Below are 25,261 nucleotides of genomic sequence, written 5' to 3'. Positions count from 1 at the left end.
AAGTTCAATTTTGACCAGCGATGACGATTCGTCGTGTTTGGTAGGAAGGTTTGCCGAAATGAGCGGTATTAGCGAATTTATCGATAACGAAGTGAAGAGCAACGATGTTGTTCTGTTCATGAAGGGCACCCCAGGGTTTCCCCAGTGCGGCTTTTCCGGTCAGGTTGTGCAGATACTTGATTATGTTGGCGTGGATTATAAAGGCGTGAATATACTGACCTCCGACGAATTGCGTCAGGGCATCAAGGAATATTCTAATTGGCCGACCATCCCGCAACTTTATGTTAAGGGCGAGTTTGTTGGCGGCTGTGATATTATCCGCGAAATGTTTCAGGCTGGCGAACTGCAATCCCTCTTTAGCGAAAAAGGTGTTGCCACCAAGGCAGCCTGATTACGCAAATAAATCAGTCAGTTCCGCGGTTTAGCGGAATTATATTCTAAAGGCGTCGGATATACCGACGCCTTTGTCGTTGTTTCAGGTTCCGTAGGAATTCAAGAGATGACAGCACGATGGTGTGTTTTGAGCGGTTAATGAAACGAGCGTCAGGCCCGTTAACCGATTGCAAGAGCGACCCGGCGGTCATCGCTTGGGCATTTTATAGATGATGTTGCAGGTTCGAAAATGAAAACCCCCTCTACAGGATTAACTCCTAAACTTGGCGCAATGACCAAGATTGAGTTTATCGCAATGATGGCAGCGCTCATGGCGCTTAATGCCCTTGCAATTGATATTATGCTGCCAGGATTGCAGGAAATCGGTGCCAGCCTTGGCGTTGCCAGCGAAAATCATCGTCAATATGTAATTTCGGCCTATCTCATGGGCTTCGCGGTTTCGCAATTATTCTATGGTCCAATTTCTGATCGTTTTGGTCGCCGCAAACCTATGTTCGTTGGTTTGGTGATTTACATTCTGTCCGCGCTAGCATGCGTATTTGTGCCGAGTTTCGCCTCCTTGCTATTTTTTCGCTTGCTTCAAGGCATCGGATCGGCAGCCACACGCGTCATCACGATTTCGATAGTTCGTGACGTTTATGGCGGCCGGATGATGGCAGAGGTCATGTCTCTCATCATGATGGTGTTTATGGTGGTTCCAGTCATCGCCCCGGGCACGGGGCAAGCAGTCATGCTGTTTGGAAACTGGCATCTCATCTTCATTTTCATGGCAATTATCGCAGCTGCCGTGATGTGCTGGTTCTATATCCGTCTCCCAGAAACACTTGATCCAGCCGACGTGCGGCCGTTTACATTGCGATCGGTCAGCCGGGGCTTCATCATCGTTCTAACGAACCGTGTGGCTCTTTGCTATACACTAGCGAGCGCATTCATTTTCGGCGCTCTTTTCGGCTTCATCAATTCTGCCCAGCAAATTTACGTCGGCATTTATGAGCTCGGCGTATGGTTTCCGGTAGCGTTTGCGGGTGTCGCTGTAACTATGGCATTCTCGTCATTCGTCAATTCGCGTTTCGTCGGTCGTTTTGGCATGCGCCGCCTCTCTCACGGGGCGCTCCTGGCCTTTCTGACGGTCAACGGCCTCTGGCTGCTGGTTACATTGTTTGGACCACACCCAACGCCGTTTGTGCTCTATTTCCTGTTTTTCGCTGTGGCCATGTTCCAGTTCGGCTGGATCGGTTCCAACTTCAATTCGCTTGCCATGGAACCGCTGGGACATGTAGCGGGCACAGCCTCGTCGGTCCTTGGCTTTATGGGAACAGCCGGTGGCGGTGCAATTGGCGCATTAATTGGACAGGCTTTCGATGGCACGACAACGCCGCTGGTAGCAGGCTTCTTCGTGCTTTCATTGATCGGGCTGGTGTTTGTTCTGATTGCCGAGCGGGGCAAATTATTCAAGCCACACAATCAACCCGTTTAAGGTCTTAGCAAACCCGGGCATGTTCATTCGCCGGGGTTTGCCATCAGAGACAATCCTGTAAAATCGAAAATCTTGCGGTCCAGCAGATGGCTTGGACGTGTGTTGGCAAGGGCGCGGATCATAATCTCCTTGCGCCCTGGCATGCGTTTTTCAATTTCGGAAAGCATTGCCTTCATCATGTTTCGCTGAAGTCCGTCCTGACTTCCGCACAGGTCGCAAGGTATGATGGGAAATTGCATCGCCTGTGCAAATTTTTCCAGATCGTCCTCAGCACAATAGCTTAAAGGCCGAAGCAGCATCAGATCACCATCATCATTCAACAATTTCGGCGGCATTGCCGCGAGCCTGCCGCCGTGGAAGAGATTCATTAGAAACGTTTCGAGAATGTCTTCCCGATGATGCCCGAGAACCAATGCCGAACAACCTTCCTCCCGCGCTACCCGATAAAGATGGCCGCGCCGTAACCGTGAACACAGCGAGCAATAGGTCTGGTTTTCTGCAACCTTTTCTGTGACGATTGAATAGGTGTCTTTATACTCAATACGATGTTCAATTCCGTTTCGTGTCAGAAAATCCGGCAAAATATGTTTTGGAAAATTAGGCTGGCCCTGATCCAAATTGCAAGCAACAAGCTCGACCGGTAGCAGTCCGCGCCACTTCAAATCAAGCAACAGTGCTAGAAGCCCATAGGAATCCTTACCGCCCGAAAGCCCAACAAGCCAACGTTCGCCCGGATTGATCATGGCAAAATCTTCAAGCGCCTGTCGTGTATTGCGCAGCAGACGCTTGCGCAATTTGTTGAACTCAACTCCGGGCGGCGCATTCAGGAACATAGGATGGCAGCCGGAATCTTGGGCAATATCCAGATCATGAACAGTCATGGGAACACCTCATTTCACCTTCATTGCCCATAAATGCAGGCGATGCAGACCTTGTTATTGTCCGAATACCGACCAGCCGGTCCGTTGTGCCAAAAGTTCTAGCGCTGCCGAACCCAACTGCGAATTGCCGTTTTCGTTCAACCCCGGAGACCATACTGCTATCGAAGCCTTACCGGGTGCAATGGCCAGAATTCCTCCACCAACGCCGCTCTTGCCGGGAAGACCTACGCGATAAGCAAAATCGCCAGAACCATCATAATGACCACACATGAGCATCAGAGCATTGATCCGGCGTGCGCGGCTGGGGGAAACCACACTTCCACCACTCAAAGGATTGCGACCAGCCGACGCAAGATAGAGTCCGGCATGGGCAAGTTGGTGGCAAGACATCGCCACCGCGCAGTGATGGAAATAAACGCCGAGCACGTGCTCAGCGGGGTGATTGAGATTGCCGAACGATCTCATAAAATTTGCGAGCGCAACATTGCGATACCCGGTATTTGTCTCCGAACGCGCGACATTGTGATCAATCGCTATTGTATCATCGTCGGCCAACTGACGAATAAATTGCACGATCTCGCCGATGGCTTCTTTAGGCACATGCCCCGCCAAAACTACATCTGCCACCGCAATTGCGCCAGCATTGATAAAGGGATTACGCGGCTTTCCCTTTTCTTGCTCAAGCTGCACAATGGAATTAAACGAATTGCCTGATGGCTCACGGCCAACTCTTTTCCACAGCCCATCGCCAATCTTGCCGAGCGCCAAAGTGAGCGTGAAAACCTTTGAGATACTCTGGATCGAAAAGGCTGTAGCCGCATCGCCGGCAGAGTAGAGTTTTCCATCGGTCGTGACCAAAGCTATGCCAAACTGCCTTGGATCCACTGTCGCCAACTCGGGAATATAATCAGCAAGCTTGCCTTCCCCGATCCTATCTGAAAGATCGTGATAAACACTATCAACAATGGATTTTAGGTCAGTCATTCCCGCATCCTCTATGATTCTGGAACAAAAAAGCCGCCAGGATTGCTCCAGGCGGCTTCTTCAAAAACTTCAAAACCCGATTAACGCGAATAGAATTCGACGACCAGATTTGGTTCCATCTGTACAGCATATGGCACATCGGAGAAGGCCGGAACGCGATTGTACTTGGCAACCATCTTGGTGTGATCAACTTCGATGTATTCCGGAACATCACGCTCAGCGAGCTGAACGGCCTCCAAAACAATCACAAGCTGCTTTGACTTTTCACGAACTTCAATCACATCACCAGCCTTGCAGATATAGGACTGGATGTTGGTGCGACGGCCATTAACATTTACGTGGCCGTGGTTGACGAACTGACGCGCTGCGAAGATCGTTGGAACGAACTTTGCGCGGTACACAATCGCATCCAGACGCGACTCAAGCAGACCAATGAGCTGCTCACCAGTATCGCCCTTGCGACGTGATGCTTCTTCATAGGTCTTGCGGAACTGCTTTTCCGAAATGTCGCCGTAGAAGCCTTTGAGCTTCTGCTTTGCGCGCAGCTGAACACCGAAGTCGGACAGCTTGCTCTTGCGGCGCTGACCGTGCTGGCCTGGGCCATATTCACGACGATTTACAGGGGACTTCGGGCGGCCCCAGATGTTTTCGCCAAGACGGCGGTCAATTTTATATTTGGACGATTCGCGCTTGCTCATCGCATTTCCTTTCAACAAAACCAAACCAAGACTAAATACCCTGGTTCAAGGAAACGCGCCCTCCTCTGCCTTCCGTTTTCGAAGACTGACAGAGCGACCCACGCACGCTTTGCGAGATCACCCACGGGACACGTCAAATGAAACGCAGAGCTGTTAGGCCCTGCGCTGTTGTGGCTTCTAGTGCGAAGGTCTTAACATGTCAAGCGCAGGCGATGTTTCAGCGGCTCATATAAATTGAAACCGATATTGGTATTCGCACGTTAGGGTAGACGCTCAAACAGGAGTAGAGCCGATAATGACCCTATTCTCGCGTCCAACGCGTTTTCATCTATTCATCCTTTTATCTCTTGCAGCATCTATTTCAAGCTTGACATTGGTGAGTTCCACCAGCGATGCGGATGCGCGATCCCGGCGCAACCACCAAACCAGAATCGCGAAGCCTGCCTTGCCTACTATTCCCCCGCTTCCGCTGGATAATCCGCGAGCAACCGTCGCGCCGGAGCAAAAGGCTGAAACGCCCGTACCGGACCAAAAACCGGCGATGGAAGCTGAACCTGCTGCAAAACCTGATGAAAAGCCAATTGTTGCGCCCAAGGCGGAGCAACAAGGTCCTAAGCCGGATCAAACAGAAGACAACAAGAAGCCGGACGAAGCCACTGAAACAAATGACGCCGCAACTTCACCGGATCGGATTTACCAAAATGCGTGCCCCGCAATCATGAATGGCGATATCCAAGGCGAATTGATACCTCCCCTTTCGGAAGGGGTTTGCGGCGAGCGTTCGCCATTGAAGGTGACGGCGATTGGCAAAGACAATCCCGTGAAATTTGCCGCGCCGATCATAACGAATTGCGCAATGGCTGGATCGTTGGCCAATTGGGTTGTCGAAATTCAAAAAGAGGCACAGAAAAACTTCGGTGCCGAGATAGAAAGCATTGCGACCGGTTCCGACTATCAGTGCCGAAAGGTCAATAATGGTCATAAGGGACGCGTTTCAGAGCATGCCTTTGCCAATGCGCTGGACATTATCTCGTTCAAGTTCAAGAACGGAAAAACGACAGAACTCGGATCAGGCTGGAAAGGCAAACCGGAAGAGCAGGCGTTCTGGTCATCACTGCACAAGCTTAGCTGCGAGCGATTCATGACGGTTATCGGCCCGGACGGGGACGCCGCACATCAGGGTAACCTGCATCTTGATCAAGGGTGCCACGGAAAGAGCTGCGAGGCGCGCATCTGCCAGTAATGCGCGCTCGCAGGGATCAATGCTTGGTTTTCTTCTTGGGCAGATCCTTGCGATCAGTTTCAGCGAACTCCTCGAGCTGTTTCTCGCTCATGGACTCATACATGCCCTTTGATGCGCCTTTGAGCTCGCTCTTCTTGGTGTCGCCTCGTTTTGCTGAAAGCGCTGCACCTGCTGCTTTCTGTTGAGCCTGGGATTTTGCCGGCATTTTCGTTCTCCCTTTAAACATTCCTTGAGGTGGAGAAACGCAATGCACTTGGGAGGGTTCCGTTATTCTGACTTTGCCGCATCAAACTCAGCGCGCGCCTTTCGCAGGTGATCGCGATTGGCCACCGCCCATTCACCCAAGGCTCCCACTGGCACCGCTATTGAATGTCCAATATCCGTGAGTGCGTAAGTGACTTCCGGAGGAGATGTCGGCTTTACGGTGCGCAACACAAGTCCGTCGCGTTCCAGCGAACGCAGGGTCACGGTCAGCATACGTTGCGAAATGCCTTGGATCATACGTCGCAATACATTGAAGCGCCGTGGTCCGGACTGCAGATTGATGATCGTCAAAAGACTCCAGGAATCACCGACAAGATCAAGCACCTCACGCATGGGGCACAAACCACCCTCTTCCGCCTTCATAGCGGGCATTGATTCGAGCAAGGGGACGTTTCGACTGGTATTTGCGTGTATCGTCATAGCTTCATCACCAAATTTGGATATCACCCGGGCGGTTACCTAGGTGTGCCTTAAAACGGAAAAAGTGCGTTCTTTTCAGACCCACGCATCTAGCATAGATAGTTATTGTTAGTAACCAGAAAACGATGCGTACCTGCATCAAGGAGCATATGATGAAAATTGCATTGATCGGTGCCACCGGTTTTGTCGGCCAGGAAATTTTGAAAGAGGCTATTTCTCGCGGAGACAGCGTTACTGCTTTGGTGCGTAATCCCGCAAAGGTTGAAAAATTGGATGGCGTGACCGCCATCGAGGCGGATGCCTTGGATACAGCAGCTTTATCGGAGAAGCTCAAAGGGCATGACATCGTGGTTTCTGCTTATAATCCAGGCTGGACAGATCCAAACATTCAGGCTGTCCACATCAAAGCAAGCAAATCAATTACCGAAGCGACCAAATCGGCAGGCATAAAACGTCTGATCGTTATTGGCGGCGCAGGAAGCCTGTATGCTGAGGACGGCACACAATTCGTAGACGGCGAACATTTTCCCGCGGAGTATAAGGAAGGTGCACTTGGCGCACGTCAGGCACTGAATGATCTTCGCACTGAAACCGAACTTGACTGGAGCTTCATTTCACCCCCGTTCCATCTCGTACCTGGTCCTCGCACCGGAAAATACCGTCTGGGTAAGGAAAACCCGGTTTTTGACGCTGAAGGTAAAAGTGCAATCAGCGCAAGCGATCTTGCAGTTGCGATTGTCGATGAAGTTCATAGTCCAAAGCACAAGCAGCAACGTTTTACCGCGGCTTACTAATTTTTTAGCTGCCCCACTTCACCTTGGGGCAGCTAAAAATCTTCGGGTTCAGGAATACGCCCGAATGCAATTTTTGAGCCTATATAATCACCGGGGCCCTGAGTGGATCCCAGGCTGAGTGCTTTCGACCCGTGGCGGACACGAATCTTGTCTATCAAATCAGAAACGCTTTCCCACTGAGCCCGTTGTTTCACGCTCTCGCCCGTATCGAACAAATCGTGAGTGCCTTCTTGTTCGGCCGAAAGGTCGTGAAGAACGACAGTGACCGAGCTTATATTTCGCATTTCCCCTGCCTCAACCATTTTTTGGTGCAGATTGTTAAGGCAATCCAAAAAACTGCGATCATCACGCGCGGGTCGAAATTGTCCCTCCAGCGTCACGCGGTTATCGCGTCTGACGCCAACCGTATAGCTCATTGCTGCCGCTCGATAATGGGAACGACGCAAACGCCGCGCAGCGCTCAACGTTAGCAGCCTTGCGCATTGCAGTACCTTTTCAGGCGCCCTCCAATCGGCAGGCAAGTTGCGACCATGTCCGAACATGCGTTTTACGGTCTCAGGCTTTTCAATCGCATAACCGTGCAGCGCTGAAACAAACCGCTCACCTTCAACGCTGTTCCAGATAGCCCGAGCGTGCTTGGGGGCAAGGCTCCACAAACCTTTGATGTCAATGATCCCGGCTTGGTCCAACCTCGCCTCCATACCCTTGGAGATACCAGGCAGGTCGCGCAACTCCAGATCAAACAGCCTGCCTGGCAGGTCTTCGTGATCAAGCAAGACAAATCCATCCGGCTTGTCCATCTCCGCTGCAATCTTTGCCAAAAGCTCGTTGAGAGAGATGCCTATCGAGCAGGTAAGAACTGGCCCAATTTCATCGCGCAGCACGCGTTTTATTCTCACTGCAAGAGCTTGCGCTTGGCGTGCCTCGGACTCCAGCAAATGGCAGGCGACCTCATCAATTGAACGCACCGCAGCAATTGGAACACATCTTTCGATTGTTTCCAGAATGCGGTTATGCAGCTTTACATAGACATCCGGTCTCGCTGACACAAACACGATATCCGGGCATTTCTCGCGTGCTTCCCGCACCGATGTACCCGTCTTGATGCCATAGGGTTTGGCTTGGCGACTAGCAGCAATAACACTTGTGTGCGGGGAGTCTAGCGGCACTACGGCGACGGGCCTGTCCCGCAGCGCAGAATTCAACTGTTGTTCAGCGCTGGCAAAAAAGCTGTCAAAATCCAGATAAAGCTTCTCAGCATGTGTCGGCTTGCGCATTTTCAATGTTCCCACATGAGAACAAAAAAAGAACATAGCTACCCTGCAAATGCAAGCACAATATTGACTCAGACAGCCTTTGCCGCATCAAGAATGCGAAATTGTGTCGTCGTTGAGCCGTTCCAATGATTAAGAGCCAGATTGCCTGCGACATGCACAGATTGACCTAATTGCCTGAAAAGGAAGTCGCCGAGGTCACTTCCCACCGCACGAAAGGCAATTGCATTGATACGCTTACCGTCTGCACCAGCAAGCGTCACCTTGATGTGGTTGATGCCGACTGACCGAGCGTCAATCAGCCTGTGGTGGGGAAGGACAAGAACCGGTTGAGGATGACCCGACCCAAACGGACCAGCTTTTTCCATCGTTTCGTAAAGGGGAACGGTCGCACCTGCAGCGCTCAAAGCTCCGTCAATTGCCAGTGAGGCATTTCCACGCAATTGTCCCACCATCTCTGCGGATTGCTCTTCGAAAAATGCGCGCAAAGCACCCATTTTCCCACGTTCAACGGTAATTCCGGCAGCCATTGCATGGCCGCCACCCTTAACCAACAGACCCTGCTCTACCGCGCCTCTGACAAGCTTCCCCAAATCAAAGCCGTTAATAGACCTCCCGGAGCCGCTGCCGGTTCCGTTTGCGTTGAACGCGATGGCAAAAGCAGGCCGACGTGCTCGCTCCTTTAATCGCGCGGCGATCAACCCGACGATACCGGGATGCCAGTCGTCATTGGCTGTAATGAGAATAGCCGGACCAGATGAGGAGGAAAGCTCGGCCATAGCCTCGGCTTCTGCCTGTTCAAGCATGATCGTTTCCATCGCCTGACGCTCTTGATTAAGCCGATCAAGCTCCTGCGCAATGCGCATGGCTTCATCCGGGTCGTCGAGCGTTAAAAGCCGCGCGCCGAGACCCGCATCGCCGATCCGCCCACCGGCATTGATTCGCGGACCGATCAGATAAGCGAAGTGAAACGCATTAAGCGGCTCTCCAATCCGCGAGACGCGCGCCAATGCCGCAAGTCCGACATTCTGCTGGGTGCGCGCGACAAGAAGCCCCTTCACCACAAAAGCACGGTTCAATTCTTTTAATGGGACAACGTCGCAGATCGTGGCCAAAGCAACGAGATCGAGTAAAGACAGCAGATCTGGTGGATTGGTATTAAGTTTTACCCCCTGCTCCCGCAGGATTCGCGAGGTTTGCACCAACGTCAGAAAAACTACGCCCGCAGCGCAGAGATGTCCCTGGCCGGACAAATCGTCCTCACGGTTGGGATTAACGATAGCGAGTGCGGCCTCGGGCAGATTACCACCCACTTGATGGTGATCCAGAACGACAACGTCGGCACCAGCGGCTTTGGCCGCATCAATTGCGGCGGCACTATTTGTTCCGCAATCAACTGTGACTATCAGCGAGGCTTGTTTTGCCAATTCCTGCATAGCAGCGGGGTTTGGGCCATAGCCCTCAAATATCCTGTCTGGAATGTAGATTTGATTTGCGATGCCATAATGGGCGAGAAAGCGTGATAGAATGGCTGAAGAACAAGCGCCATCAACGTCATAATCGCCGAAAATAGCAACTGTCTCACGAGCAATAATAGCTTTGGCGATGCGCGCTGCTGCCGGTGCCATATCCGTCAACGACGTCGGGTCTGGCATCAAACTTTTCAGAGTCGGCTCCATAAAAGCCGCCGCGTCATCCAAACCAACGCCCCTCCCAGCCAGGACGCGAGTGACGATATCGGGGAAGCCATGATTTTGCGCCATGGCCAGCGCAATATTTGCCTCGCGCTGGCCGAGTCGATCGACCCACTTCAGACCGGTTGCCGATTGTCCAACGCCGAGAAAAAGCCGTTCAGATGTCATCTGAGCGTTCAATCACTCGGCGGCCCGGAATGCAATGCCCCGAAAGTTCATTCTATTATTGGAACTTGCTCATATCCTGATGCTTCGCTTTGATTTCGCGAACTGTCTGAGAATGTGAGCGCATCACCACCGTGTGGGTCTGAATATAGTCGCGGGCGAACTTGACGCCGGAAAGCATATTGCCATCGGTCACGCCGGTTGCGGCAAAAAGCACGTCACCTTTGGCCATTTCTTCCATCGTATAGATTTTCTTGGGGTCGCTGATGCCCATTTTGGCTGCCCGGGCGATTTTGTCATCGCTGTTGAGTTGGAGCCGCCCTTGCATCTGCCCGCCAATGCAGCGAAGCGCAGCAGCAGCCAGAACACCTTCAGGCGCGCCACCAATGCCAATATAAATATCAATGCCAGTTTCGTCGGGGTCAGTTGTATGGATAACGCCAGCGACATCACCATCGCCGATCAGACGAATGGAAGCGCCCGTGGCGCGGACTTCCTCAATCAAACGTGCATGGCGTGGACGGTCCATAATGCAGGCTGTTATCTCACTGACGGGCACGCCCTTCGCTTTGGCAACTGCCATAATATTCTCAATGGCAGGCGCGTCGAGATTGATGATTCCGGCTGGATAACCCGGTCCAACGGCAATCTTCTCCATGTACACATCCGGTGCATAGAGCAGGTTGCCTTTTTCGGCGATCGCGATAACTGCCAGGGAATTCGGCAAGTTCTTGGCGCAGATAGTCGTGCCTTCCAGTGGATCGAGCGCAATATCAACCTCAGGCCCACTGCGTGTTCCAACTTCCTCACCAATGTACAGCATTGGTGCTTCATCGCGCTCGCCTTCGCCGATAACAACAGTTCCCGCGATGGGCAGGCGATTCAATTCCTGACGCATTGCATCTACAGCAGCCTGATCGGCTGCCATTTCATCACCGCGCCCGCGCAGGCGAGCGGCGGCAACGGCTGCACGCTCGGTTACACGAACCAGCTCAAGGGTCAAAATACGATCGAGGCCTACATCAGTCTGGTCGGAAGTTTTCGGCATAGTTTTTCCTGCTTTTGTGGATATGGCCGCATTTCAAGATCAGCAATGCGGCTTTAGTAGCATCGCTATGCAAATCTTTTGTCAAAGTCGCAACCACGCGGCAAGGGCTTGAGCCGAAGAAAAGCCACTTGCCGAAAAAGCTAATCGATTAAACACACTATGCCGGTTTTTAACCCGCTCTTTCAATACGAATCATCTGGGGTTTATCGGTTGCGTGACCATCCTTGACGATTCCTTCGAGAGCTTTTTTAACCGCGGCTTCCGTCGTTTCGTGTGTTACCAGAATGACTGTCTTGGTCGCCTCTGCCTGGCTATTGGCACTTTGCCGCTGCACAATCGATTCAAGCGAAATATCATTATCTGCCATGCGTTTTGCGATCGCAGCGAACACACCTGCCCGGTCATGGACAGTCAGGCGGATAAAATACCCCCCCTCATGGGCACGCATTTTAGCACGCTTATAGGGTGCTAGCGCTTTCGCAGGTGTGCCAAAAACAGGGCCATGCTGAAAACCAGGTCGGCTTTTCGCGATATCAGCTAAATCGCCGATAACCGCAGATGCCGTTGCCGCTCCACCAGCCCCAGGGCCGGATAGCAACAGTTCACCCAGGAGATCTGTTTCGATAGCGACGGCGTTGGTAACGCCGTGGACCTGTGCGATAACCGATTCAACCGGCACCATCGTGGGATGCACACGCTGTTCAATGCCGCTTTCAGTCTTCAACGCAACGCCAAGCAACTTGATGCGATAACCAAGTTCATCGGCAGCCTTGATATCTGCCAATGATATATTGCTGATACCTTCCAGATAAATGTCATCTGCTGCGATCTGCGTTCCAAACGCGAGGCTCGTCAGGATTGCGAGCTTGTGTGCTGTGTCATTTCCTTCGATGTCGAATGTCGGATCAGCTTCCGCATAGCCAAGGCGTTGTGCATCGGCGAGACAGTCCTCAAAAGAGATACCCTCGTCCCACATCCTTGTAAGGATATAGTTGCAGGTGCCGTTCATGATGCCGTAAACGCGCGAAACCGTATTGCCCGTCAATGATTCGCGAAGCGCTTTAATGACCGGGATACCGCCTGCTACGGCAGCTTCAAAGTTTAACAGCACGCCTTTTTCTTCAGCGATCTTGGCGAGATAGACACCATGCTTTGCTAATAGCGCTTTGTTTGCAGTGACGACGTGCCGTCCCGATTTAAGGGCTGCTTCAACAGCTGCCCGAGCCGGCCCCTCGTCGCCGCCGATCAACTCGATAAAGACATCAATCTCATTCGATTTGGCCAGCTCAACCGGATCATCGAACCAGGTCGCCGCTGAGAAATCCACACCACGATCACGCTTGGCATCACGCGCTGATACTGCCGTGACGATAATCTGCTTCCCGCACTGACGGGTGAGCATTTCACCCTTGTCCCGCAAAATTTTCAGAACCGAGGCACCAACAGTACCCAATCCGGCGATTCCTACGCGCAGTGCTTCACTCATCGTTCACTTCCTTGGATTTTCATTAAAGCGGCGCCAGACAGCGCCGCTGATTCCGCTTCGGTCTACGCCAACTTAACGGCGCGCATTCAGCGGAATAACATTATGTAGTTTTTCGTCAGCTGTGCTGAGGAAACGCTTCAGATTACGGGCGGCCTGACGAATACGATGCTCGTTCTCCACCAGGGCGATGCGGATGTAATCATCCCCGTGTTCGCCAAAGCCGATACCAGGCGCGACGGCTACATCCGCATGCTCAATCAGAAGTTTGGAAAACTCCAACGAACCAAGGCTGCGGAACTTCTCCGGTATTGGTGCCCAAGCAAACATTGTCGCTGCAGGAGCTGGTATGGGCCAACCAGCGCGGCTGAAACTTTCCACCAGAACATCGCGGCGATGTTTGTAGATGGCGCGAACCTCAGCAATATCTGAGCCATCACCGTTCAGCGCAGCGGCGGCTGCGACCTGAATAGGGGTGAAAGCACCATAATCGAGATATGATTTGACCCGCGTCAGCGCTGAAATCAGCCGCTCATTACCAACCGCGAATCCCATACGCCAACCGGGCATGGAAAATGTCTTCGACATCGAAGTAAATTCAACGGCGACATCAATAGCGCCTGGAATCTGCAATACGGATGGCGGTGGCGCATCGTCAAAGTAAATTTCCGAATATGCCAAATCCGAAAGAATGATGATTTCGTTCTTCCGGGCAAAAGCTACCACGTCCTTGTAGAAATCAAGCGAAGCAACGTGAGCCGTAGGATTGGACGGATAGTTCAGGATCAATGCCAGCGGCTTTGGAATGGAATGGCGGATACCGCGTTCCAGAGCCGGGATGAAATGATCGTCCGGCATTGCAGGAATCGAGCGAATAACACCGCCGGACATGATGAAACCGAATGCATGGATTGGATAAGTGGGATCTGGGCAAAGAACGACATCACCGGGCGCAGTAATGGCTTGCGCCATATTTGCGAAACCTTCCTTCGAGCCGAGGGTCGCTACGATCTGCGTGTCCGGATTAAGCTTTACTCCGAAACGGCGCTCATAATAGGCGGCCTGTGCGCGGCGCAAACCTGGAATACCCTTTGATGACGAATATCGATGCGTGCGCGGATCCTGAACAGCCTCGCACAATTTATCTACAACACTCTGAGGAGTTGGAAGATCGGGATTGCCCATACCAAGATCAACAATGTCCGCACCCGCGGCTCGCGCACTGGCCTTCAGGCGATTAACCTGCTCGAAAACATAAGGCGGGAGGCGGCGAACTTTATGAAATTCTTCCATATTTTTGGGTCCGGTTAAAAATAGCTGCAATGGGCGTGCGCTATACACCTAAACGGAACCACGGTCGAGAGATCATTGTGATGAGACGCTCGTTCATCTCATCACGAAACGGGGGATGGCGGTCTATCAAAAAACTTAAAAGCCAGACCACCCGGAGGTGGTCTGGCTCTAACTTAGAACATTTTGGTAAAAGGCGAACTTCAGGCCTTCAGATTATTATGGGGCTTTTACCGGTGCCTTACCCAATTCGTCGCTAACAAAACCAAAGGTTTTTGAAATATTGCCACCCAATGTTGTTGCTGCGCCGATGATGGCGACGGAGATTAGAGCTGCAATAAGACCGTATTCAATTGCAGTCGCGCCGGATTCGTCCTTGAGGAAACGTGTGATGAGAGTTGTCATGTGCCTGTCCTGTTTTAAAATATAATTGGTTTCGTTGAACCGTCGTGAACATAGGGTGACAGGAATTGAGCACGCATTAATGGAGATGGTTACCAAAAACTATCTGATTTTATTGCTTAATCGGCCTTTACTGCGCATGATTAAATCTAATTAAAATTCGCTGCTGAAATGGTTGCGCTTGGCAAATCCTCCGGCATCCATCGGATTCCGGAGGAATAATCAGGTCGGCCTGCATACGCCGAAACCAAGCGGGCTTTATTTCGTCGTATAGCCGCCATTTACGAGAATAGTCTGTCCGGTCATCCACCAGCCCTCCGACACCATGAAGCGGATATAGGGCACGATATCTTCAATGTCGGTGAGTCCTGTCTTGGAGAACTTTGAGAGCGCAGCAGCCGTTTTGTGATAAGCGACAGCATCTTCACCTTCAGCGGGATAGAAAAACGGCGTGTCCATTGGGCCTGGACCAATCGCCGTCACCGAAATGCCTCGCTCACCAAATTCCTTTGAGGCTGCCCGCGTGAATTGCTCAACGGGCGCCTTAGTCCCCGCATAGGCTGCGTAAAATGGCGTAAACGCTCCCAGCAGCGAAGTGACAAGCGTACAAATCTTTCCGTTATCGTTGAGATTTTTGCCTGCTTCCTTGAGGAAGAAAAAAGCGGTCTTGGCGTTAACTGCGCTCATCTCATCATACTCAGATTCTGAAATCTCTGCGATAGGCTTCTTCAACACCTTGCCCACGGTGTTAATAGCAATATCTGGACGCCCTATCGCATTGACCACATCATCGAAAAGCTTTTCCATGGCGCCTGCAGTCGTCAAGTCGGCTTGAAACGCCACCCCTGTCGAACCCGCAGCCTTGATTGCAGCCAAGGTTGCCTCCGCATCTGTCTTCGTCGCCAAGCTGTTATAGTGCACAGCGATTGATTTGGCTCCATGTGCAGCCAGATCGCGAGCGATCAACCCACCGAGGTTCTTTGCGCCACCTGCGATGATGATAGTTTTTCCTTTGATCCCGTGATCAGGCATGTGTCGGCTCCTTTTGGTGCGCTCACATCATGCGGGCGCTTTCAGGTAACCAGAATATAGGCTAGGTTTTCTGGATAAAGCTGGAGAATTGGACATCACCTGTCAGAATTTCCACACAATGGGGCGACAGCAATTTGGATCGTATTGACCTCTTCCGTATCTTTTCTCGGGTCGTAGAATGCTCAAGCTTCACACGCGCGGCAGACACGCTTGGCGTTCCGCGATCTTCGGTTTCAGCGGCGATCGCAGAACTTGAGGGACGAGTCGGCGCCCGCCTCCTCAATAGGACCACGCGCAAGGTATCCCCTACTCAGGACGGCACTGTTTTCTATGATCGCTGTCAAAGGCTCATTTCCGACGTAGAAGACGCCGAAAACCTTTTCAAACAAACAGCAGCTCAGCCGTCGGGAAAGCTCAGAATCGATGTGCCAGGTCGGATTGGGCGATTGATTATCGCGCCTGCACTTCCGGACTTTCTTGATCGATATCCACAAATCCACATTGATCTCGGTGTTACGGATCGCGCGGTCAATCTTGTAGAAGATAATATCGATTGTGTGCTCCGCGTTGGACCGCTTTCAGACTCAAGCTTGATAGGCCGGACCATCGGCGCATTGCCGCTGATAAATGTTGCAACCCCGGAATACCTGAAGCGGTTTGGCATTCCTGATTCTCCAGCCGAACTACATTCTCACTGGGCCGTAAATTACGCATCTCCGTCCTCCGGGCGTACGACGGAGTGGGAATGGACTGAAAATGGCGAGCAATTTGCTTTGCAAATGCCCAGCCGCGTCACCGTAAACAGCGCTGAGGCCTACATAGCCTGTTGTTTAGCAAGCCTCGGACTCATTCAGATACCAGCCTATGATGTCCGTGCCCATATTAATGCTGGTGATCTTGTCGAAGTTTTACCCGAATATCGAGCAGCTCCCATGCCCATGACCTTGCTCTATCCCCATCGCCAACACCTCTCGCGGCGATTAAAGGTTTTTGCGGATTGGCTTGAGGAGCTTCTAAAGCAAGACTGCTTGCGGCCCAGCTAAAATATATTGAGCACGAGCGGGAATCGACGCCGGCCACGCGATCAGCCATTTTTCAAATTGGTGTTTTAGAAGTCCGGGAAGTATCGAATGCGGCGGGGCCCGCCACTTTTCCAGTAGTCAAACAATATTTGATTTGTCTAAGGGAAAAGTGGCGCGAGTGACGGGGCTCGAACCCGCGACCTCCGGCGTGACAGGCCGGCACTCTAACCAACTGAGCTACACCCGCGCACTTTCGTACCGAACAATTTGTCCGGCGTGAGCGGTCGTTTAAGGGGTTCGCGGGAGAGTGTCAAGCGCAAGTAGCCATGAAAAATGCGATTGTGAAAAACTCTTCAAACAATTCATAAAAGTGCTACATCCCCTCTTGCCAATGTCGTTCGAAACGCCTAAACGCTCCGGAACACACCCTGTGAGGGGCGATTAGCTCAGTTGGTAGAGCGCTTCGTTTACACCGAAGATGTCGGGAGTTCGAGTCTCTCATCGCCCACCATTCCTTTCCAAGATAAGAAATGTTGCACACGGCCTACCGGCCTGATCGCATGTGTGTTCTGGCAGTATTCTGCCTTCTTGAAGCAATCATCTACCGGACAGTGCCCTTTAACCGGCGATGCGCACCCCTTATAGCGCTGGTCGGGTATTTTGTGTTGCGATCACCAGAATCATATCACTTCCACCCCTATGACCATCTTTAACGGAATGCGAAGCAAGACCGTCAGCAAGCATCAAGCTTAGAGAGGGGCTATGGAATCAAAATGGCCGGGTAATCGCTTACCCGGCCATCTTTGAACGTGTCAGATGCTAATGGGCGATCTGCGCAGCGGCGTCATCTTCGACAGCCGGAGTTGGAACATGAGCGGGTTCAGTCCACTCGATAGGTTCCGGCTGGCGAATCAAGGCGTGTTTGAGAACTTCATTGGCATGTGAGACAGGTATGATCTCAAGGCCATTCTTCACATTATCCGGAATCTCTGCCAGATCCTTGGCATTCTCCTCCGGAATCAGAACCGTCTTGATACCACCACGCAGAGCAGCCAACAGTTTCTCTTTCAGCCCACCGATAGGCAGCACCCTGCCCCGCAAGGTAATCTCACCAGTCATAGCGATATCTTTGCGAACCGGAATACCGGTCAATATCGACACAATGGCAGTCACCATCGCAATACCGGCCGACGGTCCATCCTTAGGCGTAGCACCTTCCGGCACATGCACGTGGATATCGCGGCGATCGAATAATGGTGGCTCAACTCCAAAATCAATGGCGCGCGAACGGACATAGGATGCCGCCGCCGAAATTGATTCCTTCATCACATCACGGAGATTACCTGTAACGGTCATGCGGCCCTTGCCGGGCATCATGACACCTTCAATGGTCAGCAATTCGCCGCCCACCTCAGTCCAGGCAAGCCCGGTAACGACACCAACCTGATCTTCACCGTCGATTTGGCCGAAGCGGAACTTCTCGACACCAAGATAATCATCAATGTTGGCTGCCGTCACCTTCACCGATTTCTTCTTGGACTTCAGAATTTCCGTAACCGCCTTACGAGCAAGCTTCATCAACTCGCGCTCAAGACTACGCACGCCCGCTTCCCGCGTATAGCTGCGGATAATGGCGCGGATAGCATCCTCAGAGACCGAGAACTCCTTAGGCTGCAACGCATGATCCCGAATTGCCTTGGGCAACAGGTGCCGTTTGGCGATTTCCAGCTTCTCATCTTCGGTGTAGCCGGCAATACGAATGATTTCCATACGATCCATCAAAGGACCCGGAATGTTCAACGTATTAGCGGTCGTCACAAACATCACGTTCGAGAGATCATATTCGACCTCAAGATAGTGATCCATGAAGGTTGAGTTCTGTTCCGGATCGAGCACCTCGAGCAATGCGGAAGACGGATCGCCGCGGAAATCCTGCCCCATCTTGTCGATTTCGTCGAGCAAGAACAGCGGGTTTGACTTCTTCGCCTTCTTCATCGACTGAATGACCTTGCCGGGCATAGAGCCGATATAAGTGCGGCGATGGCCGCGGATTTCGGCCTCGTCACGCACGCCGCCCAGTGACATACGGACATATTCGCGTCCAGTTGCCTTGGCGATCGAACGAGCCAGTGACGTCTTGCCGACGCCGGGAGGACCAACGAGGCAGAGGATAGGGCCCTTGATCTTGGTCGAACGTGCCTGCACCGCCAAATACTCGACAATTCGGTCCTTGACCTTATCCAAACCATAATGTTCGGCATCCAGCACTTCATCGGCAAGGTTGAGATCGTTCTTGACCTTAGATTTTTTGCCCCATGGAATGGACAGCAACCAGTCGAGATAGTTGCGAACAACCGTCGCCTCAGCGGACATCGGGCTCATCTGACGCAGCTTCTTGAGCTCGGCATTGGCCTTTTCACGGGCCTCTTTCGAAAGCTTCGTCTTTTTGATGCGATCTTCCAGTTCAGCGGCCTCGTCACGGCCATCTTCGCCGTCACCGAGTTCCTTCTGAATGGCCTTCATCTGCTCGTTCAGATAGTATTCGCGCTGGGTCTTTTCCATCTGGCGCTTAACGCGCGAGCGGATACGCTTTTCCACCTGAAGAACCGAAATTTCGGATTCCATGAACGACATCGCCTTTTCCAGCCGTGCACGCACGGACAGAATGGACAACATATCCTGCTTCTCAGGAATCTTGATTGCCAGATGCGATGCAACGGTATCCGCCAGCTTCGAATAGTCCTCGATCTGACCCGCAGCACCAACAACTTCAGGCGAAATCTTCTTATTGAGCTTTACGTAATTCTCAAAATCCGACACCACCGAGCGGGCAAGCGCCTCGACCTCAACCGGATCTTCCTCCGGTTCAGCCAGCGTTGTTGCATTGGCTTCGTGATAGTCGGTACGATCGTTGAAACTCGTAATTTCAGCTCGCGCAATGCCTTCGACAAGTACTTTCACCGTTCCGTCTGGCAATTTCAGCAATTGCAAGACATTAGCGATTGTGCCCACCGTGTAGATTGCGTCGGCTTGGGGATCGTCATCCGCCGCGTTTTTTTGTGTGGCAAGCAGTATCTGCTTGTCGACGCCCATTACTTCTTCAAGGGCGCGAATTGACTTTTCGCGTCCAACGAAGAGCGGGACGATCATGTGAGGGAAGACAACGATATCGCGCAACGGCAAAACGGCATAAAGCCCGTTCTCGCCACCCGCCGGAGTCTTCTTGCTTGCAACCGTCATTTCAATGTCCTTTCTCAGACCATTCGGTCAGATCACCGCGTCCGGGCACCCTTTTGGTTGCATGAGTTTCCGAAAATGGATGGGAGAAAACTCCAATCCCGGAGCCATGCTAGAGCGGCGTACTACCAGTTATGCGGCTTACCTATTACTTGGAGTGGCAACCCTCCTGTTTCAAGTCACCGGGCTCCAAGCGTCTTCACAGAATCGTAATCTATCCTGCGCTCCGGATGGGTGGAGCGCAATCTTTTGCGACGCCGTACACAGCTTTGAAAACAGAAAAGCTCCGCACAACGCGGAGCTCCTCGTTATTTTGCGCTATTTCCGAAGGATTACGCGGAAACATTGCCTTTTTCTTCCTTGCGTTCAGCATAGATATAGAGCGGACGTGAATTGCCCTCTACCACATCGCCCGAGATGACGACTTCCTGAACGCCATCCAACGTCGGCAGTTCGTACATCGTATCAAGCAGGATTTTCTCCATGATCGAGCGCAAGCCGCGAGCACCGGTCTTGCGTGCGATCGCGCGCTTTGCAATTGCCTTCAATGCATCCTCATGGAAGGTCAGCTCGACATTCTCCATGTCGAACAGACGCTGATATTGCTTTACCAAGGCGTTCTTTGGTTCGGACAAAATCTGCACCAGAGCAACCTCGTCGAGATCCTCCAACGTTGCGATAACAGGCAGACGACCAACAAATTCGGGGATAAGACCAAATTTCAGCAGATCTTCCGGCTCAAGTTCGCGGAAGATTGCGCCAACACGGCGATCATCCGGTGCCTTGACTGCCGCGCTGAAGCCAATCGACGTCTTTTCACCACGAGCGGAAATGATCTTGTCGAGCCCGGCAAATGCACCACCACAGATGAAGAGGATGTTCGTCGTATCCACCTGCAGGAACTCCTGCTGGGGATGTTTGCGACCACCCTGCGGCGGCACGGAAGCGACAGTGCCTTCCATGATCTTCAACAAAGCTTGTTGAACACCCTCACCCGATACGTCGCGCGTGATCGAAGGATTGTCCGACTTGCGGCTGATCTTGTCGACTTCATCGATGTAAACAATACCGCGCTGCGCCCGTTCGACATTGTAGTCGGCGGACTGAAGCAGCTTCAGGATAATGTTCTCAACATCTTCACCGACATAGCCGGCTTCTGTCAGCGTCGTCGCGTCTGCCATCGTAAACGGCACATCAATGATGCGGGCGAGCGATTGCGCCAGATAGGTTTTGCCGCAACCAGTTGGACCAACCAAAAGAATGTTGGACTTCGCCAATTCGACTTCATTGTTTTTCGATGCGTGGGCCAACCGCTTGTAGTGGTTATGGACCGCGACAGATAGAACACGCTTGGCATGGTTCTGGCCAATGACATAATCATCCAGAACAGCCATGATTTCCTGCGGCGTCGGGACGCCTTCACGAGATTTCACCATCGAGGATTTGTTTTCCTCGCGGATGATGTCCATGCACAATTCGACGCATTCATCACAGATGAAAACAGTCGGGCCCGCAATCAACTTGCGAACTTCGTGCTGGCTCTTCCCGCAAAACGAGCAATAAAGCGTATTCTTTGAATCGCCGCCGCCGTTGCTGACTTTGCTCATTGCAGTTTCCTTTCAGTATCGGCCCCTCCTCTTGCGGGGGCCGCCACTTCCGTTAGTTGGAAGTGATTCGATCAATTATTGGTAGAATAAGCTCTGCAAACTCACCAATAACTTAACGTAGCGTCTGCTCGTCTCTATGCAAGCCGCTTATGTGGCAGAAAGTCCCCACATGGGTCAAAAAAAGTTCATTTTCGACCCATGCGGGCAATTTAGCCGGTTACTTTGCGTCGCCTTCGACCGCAGCACGCGATTCAAACATCTTGTCGACCAATCCGAAATCAAGTGATTCCTGTGCCGTCATAAAGTGATCGCGGTCCAGAGTACGCTCGATTGTCTCGTAATCCTGGCCTGTATGTTTAACATAAATCTCGTTGAGGCGGCGCTTCATCTTGATGATATCCTGCGCGTGACGCTCAATATCGGAAGCCTGCCCCTGGAAGCCGCCCGATGGCTGATGAAGCATGATGCGGGCATTTGGGAGGACGAAACGCATATCTTTTTCGCCAGCAGTCAGCAGCAGCGAACCCATGGATGCGGCCTGACCGAAACAAAGGGTTGATACGGCAGGACGAATGAACTGCATCGTATCGTAAATCGCCATGCCCGATGTTACCACACCGCCAGGCGAGTTGATGTACAGGTTAATTTCTTTCTTCGGATTTTCCGACTCAAGGAACAGCAACTGCGCGCAGATCAGCGTCGCCATTCCATCTTCGATTGGTCCGGTAATGAAAATAATGCGTTCTTTCAGCAGGCGCGAAAATATATCATAGGCCCGCTCGCCCCGATTGGTCTGCTCGACGACCATTGGAACAAGATTCATAGCTGTTTCGATTGGATCTCTCATCGGTGGGCCTCAGCTTTTAAGAGAATGTGAGGTTGGAAGCGCCTCAGATTCGTGGAACAAGGATTCGTTACATAGGGTGTTGGCACCCGTTTCCGCAAGATGTTCGCGTCAGGATGCCGGTTCAATATGAAGGTGAATGGCCCGAGATTAATAAGTCTCTGCCCTCAGCCAACGCTTTAATAGCGGAACATCACCGTTTTCGACGGTTTGTGCGACACGGCGGCCAACGGCAGCGCCAAATTTATACCCATGGCCCGAACAGGCCGAAACGATGATGCATTTACCCATTTCTGTCGCAAAAAAACGTTCATCGGAGGTGAAAGTATAAGCGCAAGTCACAACATTCGTGACGCGATATTCGTTGATGCGCTTTAAAGGTGGAGCGAAAAGATCGCGGATGGTTTCACCTTCCCCCTCGACCGGGACGCGATCAAGATCGGCACTGGGTGTTTTGCGCTTGTGGAGGCCGGAACCAAACTTCAAACCACCGCCACCGCTAGGCGGGAGAATATAGCCGTCTGTACGCCCACCCACATCAAGAACCACAGGTGACGCATCCCATGCGGCCTTCAAATCTGCCGGTGGATCGAGATAAACAACGGCAGTGCGATAGGTTGTCAAATCTTTAGTGATGTCCGGAAAAAGCTTTGTAACCCAAGCGCCGGCAGTCACGACGACCTTGTCCGCCGTCAACTTTGTGCCATCAGCAATGGTAACCGAACCATTTTCAGTATCGACGGCAATAACTTGGGTATTTTCAAGGACTTCTGCACCATTTTCGCGCAGCCAGCGCAGCATATCGGTCGCAATTTTCTTACAATGCAAAGCACCACCTTCCGGCGAGAAGAACGCATATCGAAAGCTTCCTTCTTCAAGGTATGGATAGCGCTTTAGGGCTTCAATAGAATCATAAATTTCAAGGGGATAGCCACCATTCTCGAGGCCTTCCCGATATTCGTCCGCTTCGTCTGCAGCCTCGCGCGATACAGCGATAAAACCACGCGAATCCAGATGAATAGCACCAATGTCCGCCCAAAGTTCCCCCCATGCCTCATAAGCTTCGGAGATAGCATTGGCATATCCGCCCGCAGCACCGTAGGCGCGTCTTATGATACGGTGATGATCGCCTGAAGCTGCCAGTGGATTGGGAATGGCTCCCTGTTCGATAAGCGTGACGGAATGCCCCGCCTTCGTCAAAGACCAAGCCGAAGACAGGCCGCCAATACCAGCCCCAACAATAATGATTTTCATGATAAGACTCTGTTTTTACTGACCTTCTGCAAGGCTAACGAACATGTCATCATTCGTCAAAGTCTTATCACATATTCTTTTCTTGTAGTTTCGATCACTTCCCATGTTCCCCGAAAACCCGGACGCAACACGAAACTGTCACCAGCCTGAATATGACGCTCGTCCCCACCATCCTCGGTAATAATCGAGCGGCCCGAAAGGATGTGGCAATACTCCCATTCATCATAAGCAATGCGCCATTTACCGGGCGTTGCTTCCCAGATTCCGGCATAGATGCCGCCATCAGATTCGTCACAGTTCCAAGTCCGGAATTGCGGATCTCCGGCAATAATGCGGTCTGGATTGGGTGCTCCATGTTCCGGATCAATATCGCCAAAGTCTATTTTCACTAGGTTTGTCATAGGCTTACACTTTCGCCAAGGCCTGATCGAGGTCAGCAATAATATCGGCGACGTTCTCAATGCCAATAGACAGGCGCACAACATCAGGGCCCGCACCGGCAGCAATCTTCTGCGCATCACCTAACTGACGGTGGGTGGTTGAAGCCGGATGAATAACCAGTGACTTGGTATCGCCGATATTTGCCAGATGGGAAAAAAGCTCAAGGTTTTCAACGAGCTTCACTCCAGCATCATAGCCGCCCTTCAGACCGAATGTAAAAACAGCACCACCGCCGTGAGGGGAGTATTTCTTCTGAAGCGCATTATAGGGATCGTCCGGGAGACCGGCATAACTGACCCAGCTGACTTTCGCGTGAGATTTCAACCACTTCGCGACTTCGAGCGTATTGTCCACATGACGCTGCATACGCAGCGGCAAGGTCTCGATACCGGTGGCAATCAGGAATGCATTGAACGGCGAAAGAGCCGGGCCAAGATCGCGAAGACCAAGAACGCGCGCTGCAATGGCAAAGGCGAAATTGCCAAAAGTTTCGTGGAGAACAATGCCGTTATATTCCGAACGAGGCTCGGAAAGCAGCGGGTAATTACCGGATTTCGACCAGTCAAACGTGCCGCCATCGACAATGATCCCGCCCATGGAATTGCCATGGCCGCCCAGAAACTTCGTAGCAGAATGTATAACAATATCAGCACCATGCTCGATTGGCCGGATGAGATAGGGTGATGCCAAAGTGTTATCCACAATGAGCGGAATTCCATGCCTATGGGCAATTTCCGCAATGGCAGAGATATCAGAAATGATACCGCCGGGGTTGGCAATGCTCTCGATGAAAATGGCTCTGGTGCTTTCATCGATCTGCGCTTCAAAAGCCGTGGGATCAGTGCCGTCAGCCCAGCGAACACGCCAGTCAAAAGATTTGAACGACTGGCCGAATTGATTGATCGAACCGCCATACAGCTTGTTGGAAGCGACAAAATTATCGCCAGGCTGCATCAACGTATGAAACACCAGAAGTTGCGCTGCATGACCCGATGCAACCGCCAATGCGGCCGTACCGCCTTCAAGCGCTGCAACACGTTCTTCCAGTACCGCATTGGTTGGATTTGTAATTCTCGTATAAATGTTGCCGAAAGCCTTGAGACCAAAAAGAGAAGCGGCATGGTCGGCATCGTCGAAGACGAACGCGGTCGTCTGGTAGATTGGAGTTGCCCGCGCCCCGGTCGCCGGGTCTGGCTGTGCTCCGGCGTGAACTGCCAATGTTTCAATTCCGGGTGCACGATTTGCCATATTCCAATTCCTCCAAAGCAAGTGATGGAGGCAAGCTAGGGGATAGTTGAGCCCCCGCCAAGGAAA

23 protein-coding genes and 2 tRNA genes are annotated in these 25,261 nt (G+C 52.1%); 6 read left to right on the top strand and 19 right to left on the bottom strand.

What is annotated here, in order from left to right:
* Positions 1-58: 58 nt before the first annotated feature.
* Both grxD and V9K92_RS09700 read left to right on the top strand, forming a co-directional pair.
* Positions 59-391 (top strand): Grx4 family monothiol glutaredoxin, encoded by a 333-nt coding sequence (gene grxD / locus V9K92_RS09705; protein ID WP_115051668.1) that lies wholly within the window; start codon positions 59-61, stop codon positions 389-391.
* Between the two features lie 273 nt (positions 392-664).
* Positions 665-1,870, top strand: coding sequence for a multidrug effflux MFS transporter (locus V9K92_RS09700; RefSeq protein WP_337353951.1), 1,206 nt, complete (start codon positions 665-667; stop codon positions 1,868-1,870).
* Positions 1,871-1,893: 23 nt separating this feature from the next.
* Here V9K92_RS09700 and ttcA read toward each other — a convergent pair whose 3' ends face one another.
* The 3 genes from ttcA to rpsD form a co-directional block, all read right to left on the bottom strand.
* Positions 1,894-2,751 carry a tRNA 2-thiocytidine(32) synthetase TtcA gene (gene ttcA / locus V9K92_RS09695; RefSeq protein WP_337353860.1) on the bottom strand — a complete coding sequence of 286 codons (858 nt, stop codon included), beginning with the start codon at positions 2,749-2,751 and terminating at the stop codon, positions 1,894-1,896.
* A 54-nt stretch (positions 2,752-2,805) separates the two neighbouring features.
* Positions 2,806-3,735, bottom strand: coding sequence for a glutaminase (locus V9K92_RS09690; protein ID WP_115051670.1), 930 nt, complete (start codon positions 3,733-3,735; stop codon positions 2,806-2,808).
* Positions 3,736-3,815: 80 nt separating this feature from the next.
* Entirely contained in the window at positions 3,816-4,433 is a 618-nt protein-coding gene (rpsD, locus tag V9K92_RS09685; protein WP_008120815.1) for a 30S ribosomal protein S4, read from the bottom strand.
* A gap of 295 nt (positions 4,434-4,728) precedes the next feature.
* Here rpsD and V9K92_RS09680 point away from each other — a divergent pair, with 295 nt between their 5' ends.
* Positions 4,729-5,676 carry an extensin family protein gene (locus V9K92_RS09680; RefSeq protein ID WP_307284332.1) on the top strand — a complete coding sequence of 316 codons (948 nt, stop codon included), beginning with the start codon at positions 4,729-4,731 and terminating at the stop codon, positions 5,674-5,676.
* Positions 5,677-5,692: 16 nt separating this feature from the next.
* On the opposite strand, the gene V9K92_RS09675 is transcribed toward V9K92_RS09680, so the two are convergent.
* On the bottom strand, positions 5,693-5,881 hold the full coding sequence (locus V9K92_RS09675; RefSeq protein WP_115051672.1) for a DUF3008 family protein: 189 nt from the start codon (positions 5,879-5,881) through the stop codon (positions 5,693-5,695).
* 62 nt (positions 5,882-5,943) lie between these two features.
* Positions 5,944-6,360 (bottom strand): winged helix-turn-helix transcriptional regulator, encoded by a 417-nt coding sequence (locus tag V9K92_RS09670; protein ID WP_337353859.1) that lies wholly within the window; start codon positions 6,358-6,360, stop codon positions 5,944-5,946.
* 149 nt (positions 6,361-6,509) lie between these two features.
* On the opposite strand from V9K92_RS09670, the gene V9K92_RS09665 reads away from it, so the two are divergent.
* A complete protein-coding gene (locus V9K92_RS09665) occupies positions 6,510-7,154 on the top strand; it encodes an NAD(P)-dependent oxidoreductase (protein WP_337353858.1) in 645 nt (214 codons plus the stop codon).
* Positions 7,155-7,186: 32 nt separating this feature from the next.
* Here V9K92_RS09665 and V9K92_RS09660 read toward each other — a convergent pair whose 3' ends face one another.
* The 7 genes from V9K92_RS09660 to V9K92_RS09630 all read right to left on the bottom strand — a co-directional run bounded on the left by V9K92_RS09660 (position 7,187) and on the right by V9K92_RS09630 (position 15,542).
* Complete coding sequence (locus tag V9K92_RS09660) at positions 7,187-8,431, bottom strand: Y-family DNA polymerase (protein WP_337353857.1); 1,245 nt, start codon at positions 8,429-8,431, stop codon at positions 7,187-7,189.
* A 68-nt stretch (positions 8,432-8,499) separates the two neighbouring features.
* Entirely contained in the window at positions 8,500-10,290 is a 1,791-nt protein-coding gene (gene recJ / locus V9K92_RS09655) for a single-stranded-DNA-specific exonuclease RecJ (protein WP_337353856.1), read from the bottom strand.
* 55 nt (positions 10,291-10,345) lie between these two features.
* Positions 10,346-11,335, bottom strand: a complete 990-nt coding sequence (gene glpX, locus V9K92_RS09650) for a class II fructose-bisphosphatase (protein WP_115051677.1) — start codon at positions 11,333-11,335, stop codon at positions 10,346-10,348.
* Positions 11,336-11,504: 169 nt separating this feature from the next.
* Positions 11,505-12,821, bottom strand: a complete 1,317-nt coding sequence (locus tag V9K92_RS09645; protein ID WP_115051678.1) for a homoserine dehydrogenase — start codon at positions 12,819-12,821, stop codon at positions 11,505-11,507.
* 72 nt (positions 12,822-12,893) lie between these two features.
* Entirely contained in the window at positions 12,894-14,111 is a 1,218-nt protein-coding gene (locus V9K92_RS09640; protein ID WP_337353855.1) for an LL-diaminopimelate aminotransferase, read from the bottom strand.
* A 216-nt stretch (positions 14,112-14,327) separates the two neighbouring features.
* Positions 14,328-14,513 (bottom strand): Flp family type IVb pilin, encoded by a 186-nt coding sequence (locus V9K92_RS09635; protein WP_115051680.1) that lies wholly within the window; start codon positions 14,511-14,513, stop codon positions 14,328-14,330.
* 255 nt (positions 14,514-14,768) lie between these two features.
* The gene (locus V9K92_RS09630; protein ID WP_115051681.1) at positions 14,769-15,542 is read right to left on the bottom strand and encodes an SDR family oxidoreductase; all 774 of its coding nucleotides are present in this window, start codon (positions 15,540-15,542) and stop codon (positions 14,769-14,771) included.
* A gap of 134 nt (positions 15,543-15,676) precedes the next feature.
* Between V9K92_RS09630 and V9K92_RS09625 the strand changes: the two genes are divergently transcribed.
* Entirely contained in the window at positions 15,677-16,585 is a 909-nt protein-coding gene (locus tag V9K92_RS09625) for a LysR family transcriptional regulator (protein ID WP_337353854.1), read from the top strand.
* Between the two features lie 149 nt (positions 16,586-16,734).
* Here V9K92_RS09625 and V9K92_RS09620 read toward each other — a convergent pair.
* A tRNA-Asp gene (locus tag V9K92_RS09620) sits at positions 16,735-16,811 on the bottom strand.
* A 188-nt stretch (positions 16,812-16,999) separates the two neighbouring features.
* Between V9K92_RS09620 and V9K92_RS09615 the strand changes: the two genes are divergently transcribed.
* A tRNA-Val gene (locus V9K92_RS09615) sits at positions 17,000-17,075 on the top strand.
* A gap of 308 nt (positions 17,076-17,383) precedes the next feature.
* Here V9K92_RS09615 and lon read toward each other — a convergent pair.
* The 6 genes from lon to V9K92_RS09585 all read right to left on the bottom strand — a co-directional run bounded on the left by lon (position 17,384) and on the right by V9K92_RS09585 (position 25,195).
* Complete coding sequence (gene lon, locus V9K92_RS09610; protein WP_115051683.1) at positions 17,384-19,804, bottom strand: endopeptidase La; 2,421 nt, start codon at positions 19,802-19,804, stop codon at positions 17,384-17,386.
* A 329-nt stretch (positions 19,805-20,133) separates the two neighbouring features.
* Positions 20,134-21,408, bottom strand: coding sequence for an ATP-dependent Clp protease ATP-binding subunit ClpX (gene clpX, locus V9K92_RS09605; RefSeq protein ID WP_008120789.1), 1,275 nt, complete (start codon positions 21,406-21,408; stop codon positions 20,134-20,136).
* 217 nt (positions 21,409-21,625) lie between these two features.
* Positions 21,626-22,255, bottom strand: a complete 630-nt coding sequence (locus tag V9K92_RS09600) for an ATP-dependent Clp protease proteolytic subunit (protein WP_115051684.1) — start codon at positions 22,253-22,255, stop codon at positions 21,626-21,628.
* 147 nt (positions 22,256-22,402) lie between these two features.
* The gene (locus V9K92_RS09595; RefSeq protein ID WP_337353853.1) at positions 22,403-23,506 is read right to left on the bottom strand and encodes an NAD(P)/FAD-dependent oxidoreductase; all 1,104 of its coding nucleotides are present in this window, start codon (positions 23,504-23,506) and stop codon (positions 22,403-22,405) included.
* 56 nt (positions 23,507-23,562) lie between these two features.
* Positions 23,563-23,907, bottom strand: coding sequence for a cupin domain-containing protein (locus V9K92_RS09590; RefSeq protein WP_115051686.1), 345 nt, complete (start codon positions 23,905-23,907; stop codon positions 23,563-23,565).
* A 4-nt stretch (positions 23,908-23,911) separates the two neighbouring features.
* Positions 23,912-25,195 (bottom strand): O-acetylhomoserine aminocarboxypropyltransferase, encoded by a 1,284-nt coding sequence (locus V9K92_RS09585; RefSeq protein WP_337353852.1) that lies wholly within the window; start codon positions 25,193-25,195, stop codon positions 23,912-23,914.
* Positions 25,196-25,261 lie beyond the last annotated feature (66 nt).

Source organism: Phyllobacterium sp. CCNWLW109, from assembly GCF_037203905.1.
Lineage (GTDB): Bacteria > Pseudomonadota > Alphaproteobacteria > Rhizobiales > Rhizobiaceae > Phyllobacterium > Phyllobacterium ifriqiyense.
Note: the sequence above shows the minus strand (reverse complement) of the source record. Positions and strands in the feature narration are given on the sequence as shown.